This is a genomic window from Kluyvera fluvialis (assembly GCF_059725275.1).
The window spans coordinates 382,047-397,818 of the sequence record NZ_AP046142.1; the positions used below are offsets into that span (position 1 = coordinate 382,047).

The window sequence follows — 15,772 nt, forward strand, 5'->3', positions numbered from 1 at the left end:
TTAAGCCTCCCGTTTTTATGACGGGGTGATTACAGCTTTGGCCCCGCACTCACCAGTGCAGCACCGGCTGGCGTGTCGGTGTACTTCTCGAAGTTTTCAATAAACAGCTTCGCCAATTTCTCGGCTTTTTCCTGCCATTGCTCCAGTGAACAGTAGGTGTTACGCGGGTCAAGGATATGGGTATCAACGCCTGGCAAGGTGGTTGGGGTTTGCAGATTAAACATCGGCAGGGTGAAGGTTTCTGCGTTATCCAGAGAACCGTTGAGAATGGCATCGATAATCGCGCGCGTATCTTTAATGGAGATACGTTTGCCAGTGCCGTTCCAGCCGGTGTTGACCAGATACGCCTGCGCGCCTGCGGCCTGCATACGTTTAACCAGCACTTCTGCGTATTGCGTTGGGTGCAGCGACAGGAATGCCGCGCCAAAGCAAGCGGAGAAGGTTGGGGTCGGTTCCGTGACGCCGCGCTCAGTACCAGCCAGTTTAGCGGTAAAGCCAGACAGGAAGTGGTACTGCGTTTGGTCGGCGGTAAGGCGCGACACCGGCGGCAGAACCCCGAACGCATCAGCGGTCAGGAAGATGACTTTTGTGGCATGACCCGCTTTTGACACCGGCTTAACGATATTGTCGATGTGATTAATTGGGTAAGACACTCGCGTATTTTCGGTTTTGGAACCGTCGTCGAAATCAATTGTTCCGTCAGCCAGTACCACGACGTTTTCCAGCAGTGCATCGCGGCGAATCGCGCGGTAAATCTCAGGTTCAGCGGCTTCGGAAAGTTTAATGGTTTTCGCGTAGCAGCCGCCTTCAAAGTTAAACACGCCGTCGTCGTCCCAACCGTGCTCGTCATCGCCAATCAGGCGGCGTTTCGGGTCAGTGGAGAGGGTGGTTTTACCCGTACCGGACAGGCCGAAGAAGACCGCAACGTCGCCTTTTTCGCCGACGTTAGCCGAACAGTGCATGGAAGCAATGCCCTGCAACGGTAGCAGGTAGTTCATAATAGAGAACATCCCTTTTTTCATTTCGCCGCCGTACCACGTGCCGCCAATCAACTGGATACGCTCTGTCAGGTTAAAGGCGACAAAGTTTTCCGAGTTAAGGCCTTGCTCTTTCCACTGCGGGTTGGTGCACTTCGCGCCGTTCATTACGATGAAATCAGGCTCGAAGGTTTTCAGTTCTTCATCCGTAGGGCGGATAAACATGTTCTTCACAAAGTGCGCTTGCCAGGCCACTTCGGTAATAAAACGGACGGATAAACGGGTGTCCGCGTTCGCGCCGCAGAAGGCGTCAACGATGAACAGGCGTTTACCGGAAAGCTGTTGTGAAACCAGGCCTTTAAGATGTTGCCAAATTTCAGGTGACAGGGGTTTATTGTCGTTTTTACCATTACCCTTATCAGACCACCATACCGTATCGCGGGTTGTATCATCGCGGACGATATATTTATCTTTTGGGGAACGGCCGGTAAAAATACCGGTATCGACAGAAATTGCACCTAAGTTCGTCAGTACGCCGCGCTCATAACCTTCCAGGTTAGGGTCGAGTTCTTCTTGATACAATGTATCGTAATCGGGGTTGTAGACGATATCCTGTACGTCGTTGATACCATAAGCCTTGAGGTCCTGCGGGGTTAAACCGTTACGCATTTCACTGCTCCTTAGCCAATATGTATTGCCACAGATTCTATGGGGTTTTCAGGGATGTTGACCGCGACCAGGCTCATAGATTTACGTATCCCGACAAACGTCTTACTTACGAAAACATTGTGACTCCTGTCACGAAGCGACAGGGATTATGACAGGAAAAACCGCATATTTGGCGCGAATGTTCTTAAATGGTTACAAAATGGTTTAATGAACGGCATAAATGTGAAATTAATCGCATTTATGAAAGAAAGTTACGTAAGGCTTTCAGGAAATAAATCGATTCACCACGCTGGGCACTTTTCTGATTTTTACACATGATGACCGCAGCTTAAGGCAAAATGTGATGATCGCGAACCCGACTTTTAGTGGATACCAACATGGATAACGTTGAACTCTCTCTACCCACTCGCTGGGGAATGGTGGCTACTGGCTTAGTGCAGGGGCTGGCGTGTTATCTGCTGATAAGCTGGCTTTCGCCAATACAAAGTGACTGGATTTTCTATGGCATTCCGACCACGGTCGCCATCTCCTCCGTCCTTCTGTTTAGCGTTGTCTCATTTAAGCAAAAACGGTTATGGGGCTGGCTGGCTATTGTGGGCGCTGCGGTGTTAGCCATGAGTATTTGGCTGAAACGGCAGTCCACCGGAATGGATGCATGGGGAGTCGATAGCGTACTTTGGAATTACGGCAGCAGTTTGCTGCTGATGTCGATGTTACTGCTGCCGTGGATACAGCAACACCTTAACCCGCGTGAGCACACAAATCGCTATACGCAGTTTTACGGCTATATGTGGCAAAACGGGCTGACGCTACTGGTCATTTTTATCGCCAATCTATTGGTATGGCTGGTGCTGCTGTTGTGGGGCGAGCTGTTCAAATTAGTGGGCATTACCTTCTTTAATAACCTCTTTTTTGAAACGGATAGCTTTATTTGTATCGCGACAAGCCTGATTACGGCGGTGGCTGTTATTTTGGCGCGCACACAATTGCGGTTAATGGTGTCGATACAAAAGCTGCTGACGTTGATTGCCACCGGTCTGCTGCCGCTGGTATCACTGCTGACGCTGTTGTTTATCGCTACCTTGCCGTTTACCGGTGTCAGCACGATTTCCCGCCATGTTTCCGCCGCTGGTTTGCTCTCGACGCTGGCATTTTTGCTGCTAGCGCTGATGGCGGTTGTGCGTGACCCGCAAAAAAACTCGCTGCCGTATACCGGGGCATTACGCTGCTTGATTAAAACATCGCTGCTGGTTTCGCCGGTTTATGCATTGATTGCGGCCTGGGCGCTGTGGCTACGGGTGAGCCAATATGGCTGGACGCCGGATCGCCTGCACGGTGTACTGGCGGTTGCGGTGCTGTTGGTATGGTCGCTGGGCTATTGCATCAGCATGGTGCGGCGCAAAAAGCATAACCCACTGCGGCTACAGGGCTATGTGAATCTCACGGTTTCGCTGCTGGCGTTGGTGATTTTGGTGCTGTTGCATACCCCGCTGCTGGATAGCTGGCGCATCAGCGTTAACAGCCATATGGCGCGGTATCACAGCGGCAAAATTAAAGCCGATGACGTCACGCTGTCTATGCTGGAATACAGTGGACTCCCTGGCCGTGCTGCGCTGGAGTCGCTAAAGAACGACGCGCAGTTTATGCAAGATGCGAAGCGTAAGCGGAACCTGCTGATGGCGTTAAACGGCGGGCGAGAGCCTGTCTCGCAGATGTCTGCGGAGGTGCTTGCAAAACGTGTGCTGATTGCGCCAGGCAGCACGTCACCTGATATCGCATTCTGGCGTGTTGCGCTGGCATCTGGTGGCATTCAGAGAGCCTGCGAGGAGGGTAAATCTTGCATGCTGGTGAGCCAAGACTTAAACGACGACGGTCAGCCTGAGCAGATCCTATTTACCTTTACTGACGGCTTGGGTGCGGTGTTCGCTTATGATTCTGAGAAAAAAGCATGGAGCAGAAAAGCATCGACAAGTTTGCCTGAAGGGATGACGAAAGAGACATTGCTGCGCGCGATAAACGCCGGGGAACTGGAAGCGAAAGTGAAGCCGTGGCGCGACCTTTCCATTGGCGGTGAAAGGCTCGACATTCATTACTGATAGGGGCTAAAAAGCCCGGCGGCGCGATGGCGCTTACCGGGCCTACTGTTTACGTAAGCTGAACGCCGCCATCTGGCGGCGTAAGCGGGCTTGCGTATTAATGCACCTGCTGGTCAGCCGGAGAGGCGTCGTTACGGATCTCCGCGATATCCATCGCGTTGAACACGTAATGGCTGCCGCAGTAATCGCAATGCATGTCGATTTCGCCTTCTTCCGCCAGGATGCTGTTGATCTCTTCATCCGGCAGCGTTTTCAGCGCACCCGCGCAGCGTTCGCGAGAACAGGTACATTTGAACTCAACGCCCTGTGGTTCGTACAGGGTGACTTCTTCTTCGTGGTACAGACGCCACAGCACATCGTTTGCCGGTAGCGTAAACAGCTCCTCGGCTTTGATGGTGTCGGTCAGAGCCGCCAGGTGTTCGAAATCTTGCGCCTGTGCGTCCTGCGCTGGCATTACCTGCAACAGCATCCCGCCAGCCGCTGGTTTACCGTCGGACTCGCCGGTACGGATAACCAGACGGGTTGGTAGCTGTTCTGAACGCTGGAAGTAATCTTCCAGACATGCCGCCAGCGTATCGCCTTCCAGACCGACAACACCCTGATAACGCTCACCTTCCTCCGGAGAAATGGTGATAACCAGATAACCGTTACCGACCAGTGTTTTCAGGTCAGCGTCAGCCGGAACGTCGCCCTGCACGCGTGCAACACCGCGCAGTTGCTGGTGGTTGTTACCGTTAATCACGGCCAGCGTCATTGGGCCATCGCCTTGCAATTGGACGGTGATATCACCTTCGAACTTCAGGGTTGCGGTCAGCAGGCTGGTGGCAACCAGCAGTTCCGACAGCACTTTTTTGACCGGCTGCGGATAATTATGGTTAGCCAGAATCTGTTCGAGCGTTTCGGATACGGTGACCAGTTCGCCACGCACGGCATAGTTTTCAAACAGATAACGATGTAATTGATCGTGTTGAGTCATAATTTTCTCTCTTGGGGTGGCAGTTATTCACTGTCGCCGTATTTAAATCTCATCAGGTCGCGCCGCTCTTTTTTGTCCGGCCTTCTGTCCGGGTGCGGCATGGTCAGCGCATTAAGTTTGCGCGCCAGCGCGACTTTCTCGCGCTTTTCGATACTGTCCGCCGTCTCTTCATACAGCGCAGCGGCTTCGGTTGCTGGCCGCCGCTGCTCGGTGATGGCTTTAATCACCACGGTGCGCTCATCATTTCCCTGGCGAAGCGTGAGCTGTGCGTTCAGTTCGACCACTTTACTGGGCTTGCTGCGCTGCCCGTTATAGTGGACTTTACCGCCTTCAATCATCTCTCGTGCCAGAGCGCGGGTTTTATAAAAACGCGCAGCCCAGAGCCACTTATCCAGCCTGACGCCTTCGGTGGACTTCTCTTTCATGGTCACTCCTTCACGTTAAGTGAGGGGATCAAACGACGGTAATCGTTAAGCGCGGGATGACGCAGATACTGCTTTTCCGCAAGGCCCGAGTCGGGGTTGGTGACGCCGAGACAATAACGGATTCCGAATTGGGCGGCGGCATCCAGAATCGGTTCGCTATCGTCGATAAACAACGTGCGTTCGGCTTCCAGACCCGTATGTTCCGCTACTGCCCGCCATAACCGCTGATCCTCTTTCGGATAACCAAATGTATGGGTGGAAAGTAATAAATCAAGGTGTGCGTCGAGGCCGGTATGTTTCAGCTTCACCGCCAGGTTATGCGGATGCGCGTTGGTCAGCAGAATGCGCCGTTTACCGCAGGCCTTGAGGGCATCAAGAAATGGTACGGTATCGTCGCGCAGCACCGCGCGCGGGCCTTGCTCGCTGGTCATTGAGCAGATATCCAGCCCCAGACGTTCGCTCCAGTAATCCAGACAGTACCAGTTTAGCGTATGTTGCACCGCGTGGTACTCCTGGCGAATGGCTTCCTGCGCCGCCTGTGGGCTAATACCGTGCTTTGCGCCATAGGTTTCCGGCACCAGCTTTTGCCAAAAATAGTTATCGAAAGCGAGGTCGAGCAGCGTACCGTCCATGTCCAGAAGAACGGTATCTACCTCGCGCCAGGCGATATCAAAATGCATGGTGAGTCTCCAGACGGAAGAAATGCGCGACAGAGTAGCATACCTGTCGCGCAGTGTGATGGGGCTTAGTTCGCCGGGAAATCGGAGTTAAAGTTGTCCGGCGTTGAGAGCAGCACCGGGTTCGTGCAGCTTTCGTAGTATTTGTGGATTTGGGCTAAACGCTCGCGGTTGCGGCGATAGCGGCGCAGCGCCTGCACGCCGTTGTAAATGGCGCACACAATCATGGCAATCATCAGCAAAGTGGTAGCCAGATAATGCCACAGCCCGTTGCTGTCCGGCATCCGGTGCAGGTTAATGTGCTGTGTCCCGTTGGCGTCGGTAAAAATATTGGTGACGATACCTTCCGCGTGGAACGGCGTGCGCAGTAGCATTCCGGCCAGGCGCTGGAACTCGGCCCACTGCTCACGCGCTGGGTAATCATACAGGTTGGCGGTAGGGTAAGGCTGGGTGACCAGGTCGCTGCCTTCATCGCTGGTTATCAGGAAGCCACCGGGCGCAGGGCTGTTCAGTGACTGCGCCGCGCGAGCCGTTTCACGCAAAATAAACGGGGCGGTAGACGTATCAACCAGGTTATCCAGTGACTCGGCGCTCACTGGGCGCAATAGCACGTTTACGCCGTCGAGTTTGCCTGAGCTGGCGCGCTTTACCAGCGCATCCCAGTCGCGCGTGTTACCCAAATTCACCAACGCATTTTTCAGCCGCACACAATCATCAGCGGCAGAGCACAGATCTTTGGTTTTCAGCACGATATCGGCAAAGTCATCCAGCAGTACCATCCCGGATTTTTGAATCGCGGAGCGCAAGGCGGGGCTAACGCGCGAGTCATCATCAGGCGATGGATGTAATTGCCGACTGACCGCTTGCACCAGCGCGGTGGCTTTGTTGACGGTTTCAGACTCTGGTAACGGCAGGCGAGGGGCGTTGTTCCAGATGATTTGTGAGCAGTCAAACGGCAGGAATGGCGAGTTTTCCTGTGCCGTCCAGGTGCCTGGCGAATGGATATTACACATCCCGATGCCGCGAAGATGCAGCGTATCACCGACACGCACACCCGCCTGTTCTAACTGGCGCACGTTGGTAGCTTCGATAGTTTGCGCGCCTTTCAGCCACGACAACGTAAATTTAAATGGCATGTTCAGCGGCACGCTGACCCACATCATTACCACAATCAGCAGTGCGCCACCGGCGATAACCGTGCTACGCAGCCAGTGTTGCAGTGGGAAATTTTTGACTTCATCGTGCAGCGACAGGAAGCGGCCTTGACGGACAACATGCCGGTCGAGGTAGATATCAATATCGGTTTTTTGCCCCAGATCCTGGGCGACAAACGGCTGCCAGTGGCGTGGATAGATAAGGTCAATAATCCCCAACGAAATATTGTTGATCTGCTCCTGGTCGTTCTCGCCAAACAGCCCCCAACGCTTCGGAGTACCGCGCAAGCAGTGGATCTCGCGCAGTGACGATTTGGTCGGTGGCGCAAACAGCCCCCACAACCCCGCGCACAGCAAGAGCACCGCGCCGCCAATCACCCAGGGCGTAAAAACGGCAGGAGAGATCAGACTGCAATAAAACAGCAGGAATGCCGCGATAACCAGCACCGCTTCACGCAAGCCATCAGGGCGGCCAAGGGCGTGCTCTTCGTGCGTCTCCTGACGAATATTAAGCAGCTCAATTTGCTCGCTTTCTTCGCCGCGAATCGATGCCTGAGTCGAGGTTGTTGACTCCAGCGCGAACAATTTGTTTTCTTGCGAATAGGCTTTGAGCGTATGGCCATTCAGCGCGATGACCAGCGGCATATCGTCAGTGACAATCAGCTCAATGCTGTTTTCATCGGTAATGTACTGTTCCCAAAACGGCGGCAGATGCACTTCCACTGAATCGAGGAAGTAACGCCATTTATTGGGATCGTCAGTGGTGATGCCGTAGCGCGTAATGGATCGAACCAGCGTAAAAACGGTGTGGCTCTGGGCGTTTAGCGTCAGTACCGCAGGCGCAATGGTTGCGCCGGAGGCCGGAACCTGCCTGTCGCGGTTAAGATCGTCAAGATAATTTTCAACCCCCTGGCGCTCTTCGTCGCTGAGCTTACGCGTGGTAGCGCCCGGGAACAGGTGCAGCCACGGCAGATTCAGCCGTTTAGTGCGCCTGTGAAGTAGCCAACCGACCAACACGGCGCAGATCAGTATCGCTACGGTAGAGATCATCAGTGTGCCCATGCTTTTCCCATCATTCTAATTCTAGCGGTCTCTTGAGTTGCCTACTTTTGCCTACACCATTGGCATAAAATACAGTGCTCTCCCAGGGAGTCCATAGACTTTCGCAACCTATAAGCATATCAAACTCAAGATGCGCTAAGTATCAGTTAATTCCCAATTGTAATTCAACCTCTTGACATTTATCCATAAATGAGAGATGAGAACCAGTAAGTTACAGCAATGTAAATATAACGCTTTATACATTGCTGGAAGCGCATACCTATCGCACAATAATAAGAGACACTACTGCAAAGACCCGGCCCAATGAGCAAATCATTACAGAAACCCACCATTCTCCATGTTGAAACCGTCGCGCAGTCACGCCTTTTTAATGTCGAAAGCGTCGATTTAGAGTTCAGCAATGGCGTACGTCGTGTTTATGAACGTATGAAACCTTCCTCGCGCGAAGCGGTAATGATTGTGCCGATTGTTGACGATCATATTATTTTAATTCGCGAATACGCGGTGGGCACTGAGTCCTATGAACTCGGCTTCTCAAAAGGGCTTATCGATCCCGGCGAAACGGTGATGGAAGCGGCGAACCGCGAGCTGAAAGAAGAGGTCGGTTTTGGCGCGCATCAGATGGTGTTTCTCAAAAAGCTGAGTATGGCTCCGTCTTACTTTTCCAGCAAAATGAATATCGTGGTGGCGGAAAACCTCTATCCCGAATCGCTCGAAGGCGACGAACCGGAACCGCTGCCGCAGGTGCGCTGGCCGCTGGCGGACTTGATGGCGCTACTGGATGACCCCGATTTTACCGAAGCGCGCAACGTCAGTGCGCTGTTCCTGCTGCGCGAATGGTTGCAGCAGCAGGGAAGGCTGTAACCGGTTGGTCTGATACGCAAAACGCCATCAGGCACAGGCAATAAAAAAGGCACCGTCGGTGCCTTTTTTATTTTCTGTCAGAACAGTTCGTGGGTTTCCCCGTTATCGATAACCTCGGTTCCGACTTCGTGCACCGCCTGTTGTGTCGGCTGAGTGCCCTCGATGAAGTACTCCTGACGGCTGTTGCCACCGCTGGCTAACTGTCCGGTACTACGGTCGATATTCACCGTGACGATACCCGGCGGCGGTGTCAGTGGCTGTTCAGGCACACCGTCCAGCACGCTTTTCATAAACGCATCCCACGCTGGCTGTGCGCTTTTCGCGCCGCCTTCGTAGCCGGAAATCTGATCTTTAATCGCCCCGGATGCGGTTGTCCGTCCCAGGTTGCGACGGTGATCGTCAAAACCTATCCACACTGAAGTCACCACGTCAGGGCCGTAACCGGAGAACCACGCATCTTTTGAACTGTTGGTCGTACCGGTTTTCCCGCCGATATCACGACGCTGCAAATCGCGCCCAGCGCGCCAGCCTGTGCCTTGCCAGCCTGGTTCACCAAAGATATTGCTGTTCAACGCGCTTTTAATCAGGAACGACAGCGGCGTGTTGATAACGTGCGGGGCATATTCCTGCGCGCCGGTCTGCGCCACGAGCTGCTGATTCGCCGGTTCAATCGCGGGCATTGGCACGGTGGCGTTGTGCGGCTCTTGTGAAACGGCCACGTCTTCAACGTCGTTGTTATCCAACACGTTAGACTTCGGCGTGTCGCCGTAAATCACCGGAATATTACAGTTAGCACAGGCGATTTTAGGCTTCGCTTCAAACAATACGCCGCCCTGGTCGCTTTCAATCTTGCTGATGTAATACGGATCAACCAGGAAGCCGCCGTTCGCCATTACCGCATAGCCGCGTGCAACCTGGAGCGGTGTAAACGAGGCAGAACCCAGCGCCAGCGACTCGGTATGAACGATATTCTCCGCCGGGAAGCCAAAACGTTGCAGGTATTCCGCCGCGTAATCGACGCCCATTGCGCGCATCGCACGAACCATTACCACGTTTTTAGACTGCCCCAGCCCTTGACGCAGGCGAATGGGGCCAGCGTACTGCGCGGGGGAGTTCTTCGGTTGCCAGTCAGAACCCGCACCGGGGTCCCAACGCGAAATAGGCACATCGTTCAGGATGCTTGCGAGAGTTAAGCCCTTATCCATCGCGGCGGTATACAGGAACGGTTTGATGTTTGAACCCACCTGGCGCAGCGCTTGGGTAGCGCGGTTAAACTTGCTCAGGTTGAAGTCGAAACCGCCGACCAGCGCAATAATGGCGCCGTTTTGCGGGTTAACCGACACCAGCGCGGAGTTGACGTCAGGCACTTGCGCCAACCACCAACTGTCGCCGTTCTGGCGTACCCAAATTTGTTGCCCCGCCTGTACCACATCGTTAACCCGGCGTGGGGTTGGCCCTTGCGCCGTGTCAGAACGGTAAGGGCGCGCCCAGCGAACCCCTTCCATGGTCAACAGCACTGATGTGCCATTGGCCAGTTGTGCGGTAGCTTCCTGCGCGTTCGCAGCGGTAATCACGGCTGGCAGCAGTGGGCCGTAAGACGGCAGGGCGCGTAACGATGCACGAATCTTTTTGCTGTCCCACGGTGCTTCGCCCACTCTCCACAGCACATTCGACGGGCCACGGTAGCCGTGACGCATGTCGTAATCCATCACGTTATTGCGCAGCGCCTGTTGGGCGGCTTGCTGATTTTTACGGGTGATGGTGGTGTAAATGCGGTAACCGTCTTCGTAGGCCTGCTCGCCGTAGCGTTTCACCATATCCTGACGCACCATTTCCGTTAAATACGGAGCCGAGAACGCAATCTCCGGCGCATGGTAGTTGGCATCAATCGCTTCACTGCGCGCTTCAAAAAACTGCGTCTGGGTGATGTAGCCTTCGCTCAACATACGTGACAGCACCACATTGCGACGTGCGGTGGCGCGATCCAGCGAGTACAGAGGGTTAAAGGTTGATGGCGCTTTTGGCAGGCCAGCAATCACTGCGATTTCACTCAGCGTGAGTTGGTCTGCCGGTTTGCCAAAATAGACCTGGGCGGCAGCGCCCACGCCGTAAGCGCGGTAGCCGAGGTAAATCTTGTTCAGATACAGCTCAAGGATTTCGTCTTTACTCAGCAACTGCTCAATGCGGATAGCCAGGAACGCTTCCTTAATTTTACGCATCAGCGTCTTTTCCGGGCTAAGGAAGAAGTTACGCGCAAGCTGTTGGGTGATGGTACTCGCCCCCTGCGAAGCGTGACCAGAGAACAGTGCCACGCTTGCCGCACGGAAAATACCAATGGGATCGATACCGTGATGCTCGTAGAAACGGCTGTCCTCGGTGGCAATAAATGCCTTCACCATGACCGGCGGAATTTGGTCCAGTGTCATCGGAATACGACGTTTCTCGCCGTATTGCGCAATTAACTCGCCTTCCGCGCTATAGACCTGCATCGGCACCTGAAGGCGCACATCTTTGAGCGTAGCGACGTCAGGTAGCTGCGGCTCAATATACTTGTAGAGGCCATAAATCGAGCCTGCTCCCAGCAGAATGCAACAGACAGCAAGGATTAATAAATACTTTACGAACTTCACCGGAGAATTCCCATTGAGTGTCATTTGGGCAGTTTATAAACAAACGCGCGGTAGTATAAAGGCAAGCCTGATTCATTGATATAGCCGTTATTCTGGCGGCTTAAGGATAATCGTGAAATGGCTTTCAGATGCTGGCAACTGGGACTTCATCTTCAACAAGACAATGTCTTGATCGTCGCGCTTCAGGCAACCCGCCGTGGCTGGGCGCTAAAGCGCTGGTGGCAACTGCCCTTACCGCCAACTATTTCAGTCGCGCAGAGTGATGACGCCCTGCTTGCCGTGCTGACGCCGTGGCGGCGAGAACTGCCCTGGCAGCACTCTGCCAGCATCGCCTTTCCTGCCAGCCGAACGTTGCAAAAAAGCCTGCCCTGCGCGGCGATGTCGCTAGGCGAAAATGAACAAGCTCAGTGGATTGCCAGCGCGATGGCACAGCAGCTGGAGATGGCCAGTACTGCGCTGTGCTTTGATTATCATCTGGCGGAACCGCAAGGCGTGTGGAATGTGACCGCCGCTCAGCAGCAGGAGGTTGACCGGCTCCAGCATTTGGCGCACCGCCTGCGGTTACATATTTCCGCCATTACCCCAGACGCCTGTGCGCTACGGGCTTTTTTACCGTGGTTAAAGACGCGCGAAGCGTTGCTGGTTTGGCGCTATCAGGCGCAGTGGCTGTGGGCCAGCCGAGAAGGCTGGGGGCAGGTTACGCTGGATGACGCGCCAACGTTGCCGCAACTGAGCGAACGCCTGGGGGTTAGCCTGGACCAGTTGGTGTGCTGTACCGCGCAGACGGGCGAGTCTTTGTCTTTCGATCCCTGGAGTGCGCTGGTGCAAAAACAGCCGCCACTGCCCGCCAGTGGCGAGAGTTTTGCGGTGGCGATTGCATTGGCGATGGGGAGTGGAAACGATGCATACCGTGGTTAACTTTCTGCCGTGGCGGCGTGCGCTGTTTTATCGCCAACTGTGGCGCTGGGGGTTACTGGCCTGTGGCATCGTCCTGATTGCTGCCATAACCGCACTGGCGTTGCGTAGCCATTGGCAGTTGGAACGAGCCATAAACGACACGCAGGCGTCGGCACAACGGCAAATTAACCAGTTGCTTAGCCAACGAGAGCAGCAGCGTAATGCTCAGGCGAAGCGTAACGCGTGGGTTCTGCAACGGCTGGCGCGCAGGCAGGACACTCTCGAATGGTCGCAGCGCTTGCTGGAGATAGTGGAACGGCTACCCGCCCAGGCCTGGCTTGATGAGCTGAGCTTCCGTGACGGCGCACTGTGGTTATCAGGAACGCTAATACAGTTTAGTGCGCTGGCTACGCTCGATGATGGGCTACAGAACCTGCCGGGGTTTCAGCCGGGCAAGGCAGGGAAAATTCAGCGCGATAACGCCGGGCGCTGGCTATTTCAGTATCAACTGCAAAAGGGGGTAGCGAATGCGGCTCCCTGAGCGGTTGTGGCCTCTCTCCACGGCGATAAAAATTCGCAGCGTGGCGCTGATTGCGGCGCTGATTGGCATCCTGTGTTGCTATCAGTTGAGCTATCGGGAGTACCTCCATGCGTCGCACAGCCGCGAACAATGGCGCACGTTAAACACCCGCACCGCCGCCATCTGGCGTCGCCTACGGCTCTTTGTGCCAGAACCGACGCCAGACATTGCACCATTGTCATTTTCCCCAGCGTTGTTCCAGCGGTCGGGGGCAAAACTGGTGAGCTGGCTCCCCTCGGCAAAAGGGGGCGATATGGTGCTGGATACGCCGTGGCGGCAGGTGGCTCCCACGTTTGTCATGCTGGCGGAGCGCGACATGCAGGTTGCGGCGTTCTCGCTGGCCGCAGAAAACGGTGTGCTGCGCTTTAGCCTACAGTTGGTGCGCGATGACCAGTCTTAACCGCGCGTGGCTATTGCTGGCATTGCCGCTACTTGTCGCGATGCGTGACCCGTTTGCCCCAGTTATTGACCCGTGCCAGGCCGCACAGCTTTCGCAGTGGCACTTTCGTGGCGTTGTGCATTCTGGCTCCCGCATGATTGGCCTTATGCAAGGCACTGAAGGCCAATGGCGGCGTGTAGAAACGGGCACGCTGCTTAATGCGGGATGGCGAGTGATAGAAATTGCGGCAGATAGCCTGACAACCGATACCGGTATTGGCTGCGAGCCGCAGCGTTGGCAATGGAAAAGAGAAGGAACGCCTGATGATAAAAAGGAACTGTCTACTCATACTGCTCGCTCTGCCGTTACTGAGCCAGGCCAAAAACGTCAATCTGATCGTGGACGACGTCCCGGTAGCGCAGGTGCTGCAAAGCCTGGCCGATCTTGAGCAGAAAAATTTAGTCATCGCCCCGGGCGTTGAAGGTGTGATCTCTTTGCAACTGCGCAACCTGCCGTGGAGGCAAGCGCTGCAAACGGTCATCACCAGCACGGGGTTGGTGCTAAACCAGGACGGTAACGTGCTGTATGTATATACGCAGCGCTGGCGTGAGGAAAAACAAAGCCGCGCGCTGGCGGAAAAAGAGCAGCGCCAGCAGGCTTTGCCGCTCAGCAATAGCAGTATTGTGTTGCACTATGCTGATGCCAGCGAAGTGGCAAAGTCAGGAGGCAAACTGCTTAGCGCCCGTGGGGCGTTAACCGTCGATAAGCGCACCAATCGGCTGATTGTGCGTGATGACAGCGAGCATCTGCCTGCATTTGCCGTTTGGGCCAAAGAGATGGATCTCCCCGTCGGCCAGGTGGAACTGGCGGCGCATATTGTGACTATCAATGAAACAAGCCTGCGGGAACTGGGAGTTAAGTGGAACCTTGCCGATGCCCAAGGGGCGACCGGATTAGGCAAGATAACCAGCTTAAATAGCGATCTCTCGGTAGCGGCAGCGACAACGCGCGCTGGTTTTAACATTGGCCGCATTAATGGGCGACTGCTCGAAATGGAGCTTTCGGCGCTGGAACAAAAGCAGAAGGTGGATATTATTGCCAGCCCGCGTCTATTGGCCTCACATCTCCAACCCGCGAGTATTAAGCAGGGCAGCGAAATTCCCTATCAGGTTTCAAGCGGTGAGAGCGGAGCGACCTCGGTGGAGTTTAAAGAGGCGGTGCTTGGAATGGAGGTTACGCCGACGGTGCTGCAAAATAATCGTGTTCGTTTGAAGTTGCATATCAGCGAAAACATGCCGGGGCAGGTACTCCAGCAGGCGGATGGCGAGGTACTGGCCATCGACAAACAGGAAATAGAAACCCAGGTTGAAGTGTTGAGCGGCGAAACCATCGCGCTAGGGGGGATCTTTTCGCAGAAGAATAAAAATGCCAGCGACAGCATTCCACTTCTCGGCAATATCCCTTTGCTGGGCCATCTTTTTCGCCACGATGGCAAAGATAATGAACGACGTGAACTGGTCGTGTTTATTACGCCGCGCATTATTTCTGCGCAATAGCAGCCAGGAAACAGGCGAATTTGATAGGGAAGGTGTGCCCCAAGTTTGACGTGGAGACAGATTTAGCATACAAGGAGTACCGATTTGAGTGTCAGTGAACGCCGCTCTGTCTCCTGCAGTCTGCTGATTTAATCTGTTGCCAAACCAGCCGGAGTATTGAGATAATTTTCAGTCTGACTCTCGCTCTATTGCATAAGAGGTTTCAGTTCATGTCCTGCGACGTGCGAAGTTCTGCGGCGCGGATTTATCATTAACGAATAGTCTTAGTAGTACCAAAAAAATGGCAGAGAAACGCAATATCTTTCTGGTTGGGCCCATGGGTGCCGGCAAAAGCACTATTGGGCGACAGCTGGCTCAACAGCTCAATATGGAATTTTACGATTCTGATCAAGAGATTGAGAAACGAACAGGCGCTGACGTGGGCTGGGTCTTTGATGTCGAAGGCGAAGAAGGTTTCCGTGACCGCGAAGAAAAAATCATCAATGAGTTAACGGAAAAGCAGGGTATTGTTCTGGCGACAGGCGGTGGCTCTGTAAAATCACGTGAAACGCGCAATCGTCTCTCCGCTCGTGGCGTCGTTGTTTATCTGGAAACGACCATTGAAAAACAGCTAGCGCGCACTCAGCGTGACAAAAAACGCCCGCTGTTGCAGGTGGAAACACCGCCGCGCGAAGTGCTTGAAGCACTGGCTGATGAACGTAATCCGCTGTACGAAGAGATTGCCGACGTCACCATTCGCACTGACGATCAGAGCGCAAAAGTTGTTGCTAACCAGATTATTCATATGCTGGAAAGCAACTAATACTGGCCGAAAGGTAGAACGCCAGCGA

The 15,772-nt window shown here is 54.3% G+C and carries 14 protein-coding genes; 8 read left to right on the forward strand and 6 right to left on the reverse strand.

Annotated features, from left to right (window positions below):
- Nucleotides 1-29 precede the first annotated feature (29 nt).
- Complete coding sequence (gene pckA, locus AC6I4B_RS01770; protein WP_497769050.1) at nucleotides 30-1,646, reverse strand: phosphoenolpyruvate carboxykinase (ATP); 1,617 nt, start codon at nucleotides 1,644-1,646, stop codon at nucleotides 30-32.
- Nucleotides 1,647-2,023: 377 nt separating this feature from the next.
- Here pckA and AC6I4B_RS01775 point away from each other — a divergent pair, with 377 nt between their 5' ends.
- Nucleotides 2,024-3,742: a DUF4153 domain-containing protein gene (locus AC6I4B_RS01775; RefSeq protein WP_497769051.1), complete on the forward strand. Its 1,719-nt coding sequence runs from the start codon at nucleotides 2,024-2,026 to the stop codon at nucleotides 3,740-3,742.
- 97 nt (nucleotides 3,743-3,839) lie between these two features.
- Here the strand turns inward: AC6I4B_RS01775 and hslO are convergent, their stop codons facing one another.
- From hslO to AC6I4B_RS01795, 4 genes are all read right to left on the reverse strand, one after another.
- On the reverse strand, nucleotides 3,840-4,718 hold the full coding sequence (gene hslO / locus AC6I4B_RS01780; RefSeq protein ID WP_497769053.1) for an Hsp33 family molecular chaperone HslO: 879 nt from the start codon (nucleotides 4,716-4,718) through the stop codon (nucleotides 3,840-3,842).
- A gap of 23 nt (nucleotides 4,719-4,741) precedes the next feature.
- Complete coding sequence (gene hslR, locus AC6I4B_RS01785) at nucleotides 4,742-5,143, reverse strand: ribosome-associated heat shock protein Hsp15 (protein WP_497769054.1); 402 nt, start codon at nucleotides 5,141-5,143, stop codon at nucleotides 4,742-4,744.
- A gap of 2 nt (nucleotides 5,144-5,145) precedes the next feature.
- Entirely contained in the window at nucleotides 5,146-5,823 is a 678-nt protein-coding gene (gene yrfG / locus AC6I4B_RS01790) for a GMP/IMP nucleotidase (RefSeq protein WP_497769055.1), read from the reverse strand.
- A gap of 65 nt (nucleotides 5,824-5,888) precedes the next feature.
- Nucleotides 5,889-8,036 (reverse strand): intracellular growth attenuator family protein, encoded by a 2,148-nt coding sequence (locus AC6I4B_RS01795; RefSeq protein WP_497769057.1) that lies wholly within the window; start codon nucleotides 8,034-8,036, stop codon nucleotides 5,889-5,891.
- Between the two features lie 303 nt (nucleotides 8,037-8,339).
- Here AC6I4B_RS01795 and nudE point away from each other — a divergent pair, with 303 nt between their 5' ends.
- Nucleotides 8,340-8,900 carry an ADP compounds hydrolase NudE gene (gene nudE, locus AC6I4B_RS01800; RefSeq protein ID WP_497769058.1) on the forward strand — a complete coding sequence of 187 codons (561 nt, stop codon included), beginning with the start codon at nucleotides 8,340-8,342 and terminating at the stop codon, nucleotides 8,898-8,900.
- A 77-nt stretch (nucleotides 8,901-8,977) separates the two neighbouring features.
- On the opposite strand, the gene mrcA is transcribed toward nudE, so the two are convergent.
- Nucleotides 8,978-11,530 (reverse strand): peptidoglycan glycosyltransferase/peptidoglycan DD-transpeptidase MrcA, encoded by a 2,553-nt coding sequence (gene mrcA, locus AC6I4B_RS01805; RefSeq protein WP_497769059.1) that lies wholly within the window; start codon nucleotides 11,528-11,530, stop codon nucleotides 8,978-8,980.
- Between the two features lie 117 nt (nucleotides 11,531-11,647).
- Between mrcA and AC6I4B_RS01810 the strand changes: the two genes are divergently transcribed.
- The 6 genes from AC6I4B_RS01810 to aroK all read left to right on the forward strand — a co-directional run bounded on the left by AC6I4B_RS01810 (nucleotide 11,648) and on the right by aroK (nucleotide 15,744).
- Nucleotides 11,648-12,448, forward strand: a complete 801-nt coding sequence (locus tag AC6I4B_RS01810) for a pilus assembly protein (RefSeq protein WP_497769061.1) — start codon at nucleotides 11,648-11,650, stop codon at nucleotides 12,446-12,448.
- Nucleotides 12,432-12,968: a PilN domain-containing protein gene (locus AC6I4B_RS01815; RefSeq protein ID WP_497769063.1), complete on the forward strand. Its 537-nt coding sequence runs from the start codon at nucleotides 12,432-12,434 to the stop codon at nucleotides 12,966-12,968. Before AC6I4B_RS01810 ends, AC6I4B_RS01815 begins: the two co-directional genes overlap by 17 nt.
- Nucleotides 12,955-13,407 (forward strand): HofO family protein, encoded by a 453-nt coding sequence (locus AC6I4B_RS01820; protein ID WP_497769064.1) that lies wholly within the window; start codon nucleotides 12,955-12,957, stop codon nucleotides 13,405-13,407. Before AC6I4B_RS01815 ends, AC6I4B_RS01820 begins: the two co-directional genes overlap by 14 nt.
- Nucleotides 13,394-13,834 (forward strand): HofP DNA utilization family protein, encoded by a 441-nt coding sequence (locus AC6I4B_RS01825; protein ID WP_497769066.1) that lies wholly within the window; start codon nucleotides 13,394-13,396, stop codon nucleotides 13,832-13,834. The genes AC6I4B_RS01820 and AC6I4B_RS01825 overlap by 14 nt, the downstream gene beginning before the upstream one ends.
- A complete protein-coding gene (gene hofQ, locus AC6I4B_RS01830; protein ID WP_497769068.1) occupies nucleotides 13,785-14,942 on the forward strand; it encodes a DNA uptake porin HofQ in 1,158 nt (385 codons plus the stop codon). Before AC6I4B_RS01825 ends, hofQ begins: the two co-directional genes overlap by 50 nt.
- Nucleotides 14,943-15,222: 280 nt before the next feature.
- Nucleotides 15,223-15,744, forward strand: a complete 522-nt coding sequence (gene aroK, locus AC6I4B_RS01835) for a shikimate kinase AroK (protein WP_035892101.1) — start codon at nucleotides 15,223-15,225, stop codon at nucleotides 15,742-15,744.
- Nucleotides 15,745-15,772: the final 28 nt, after the last annotated feature.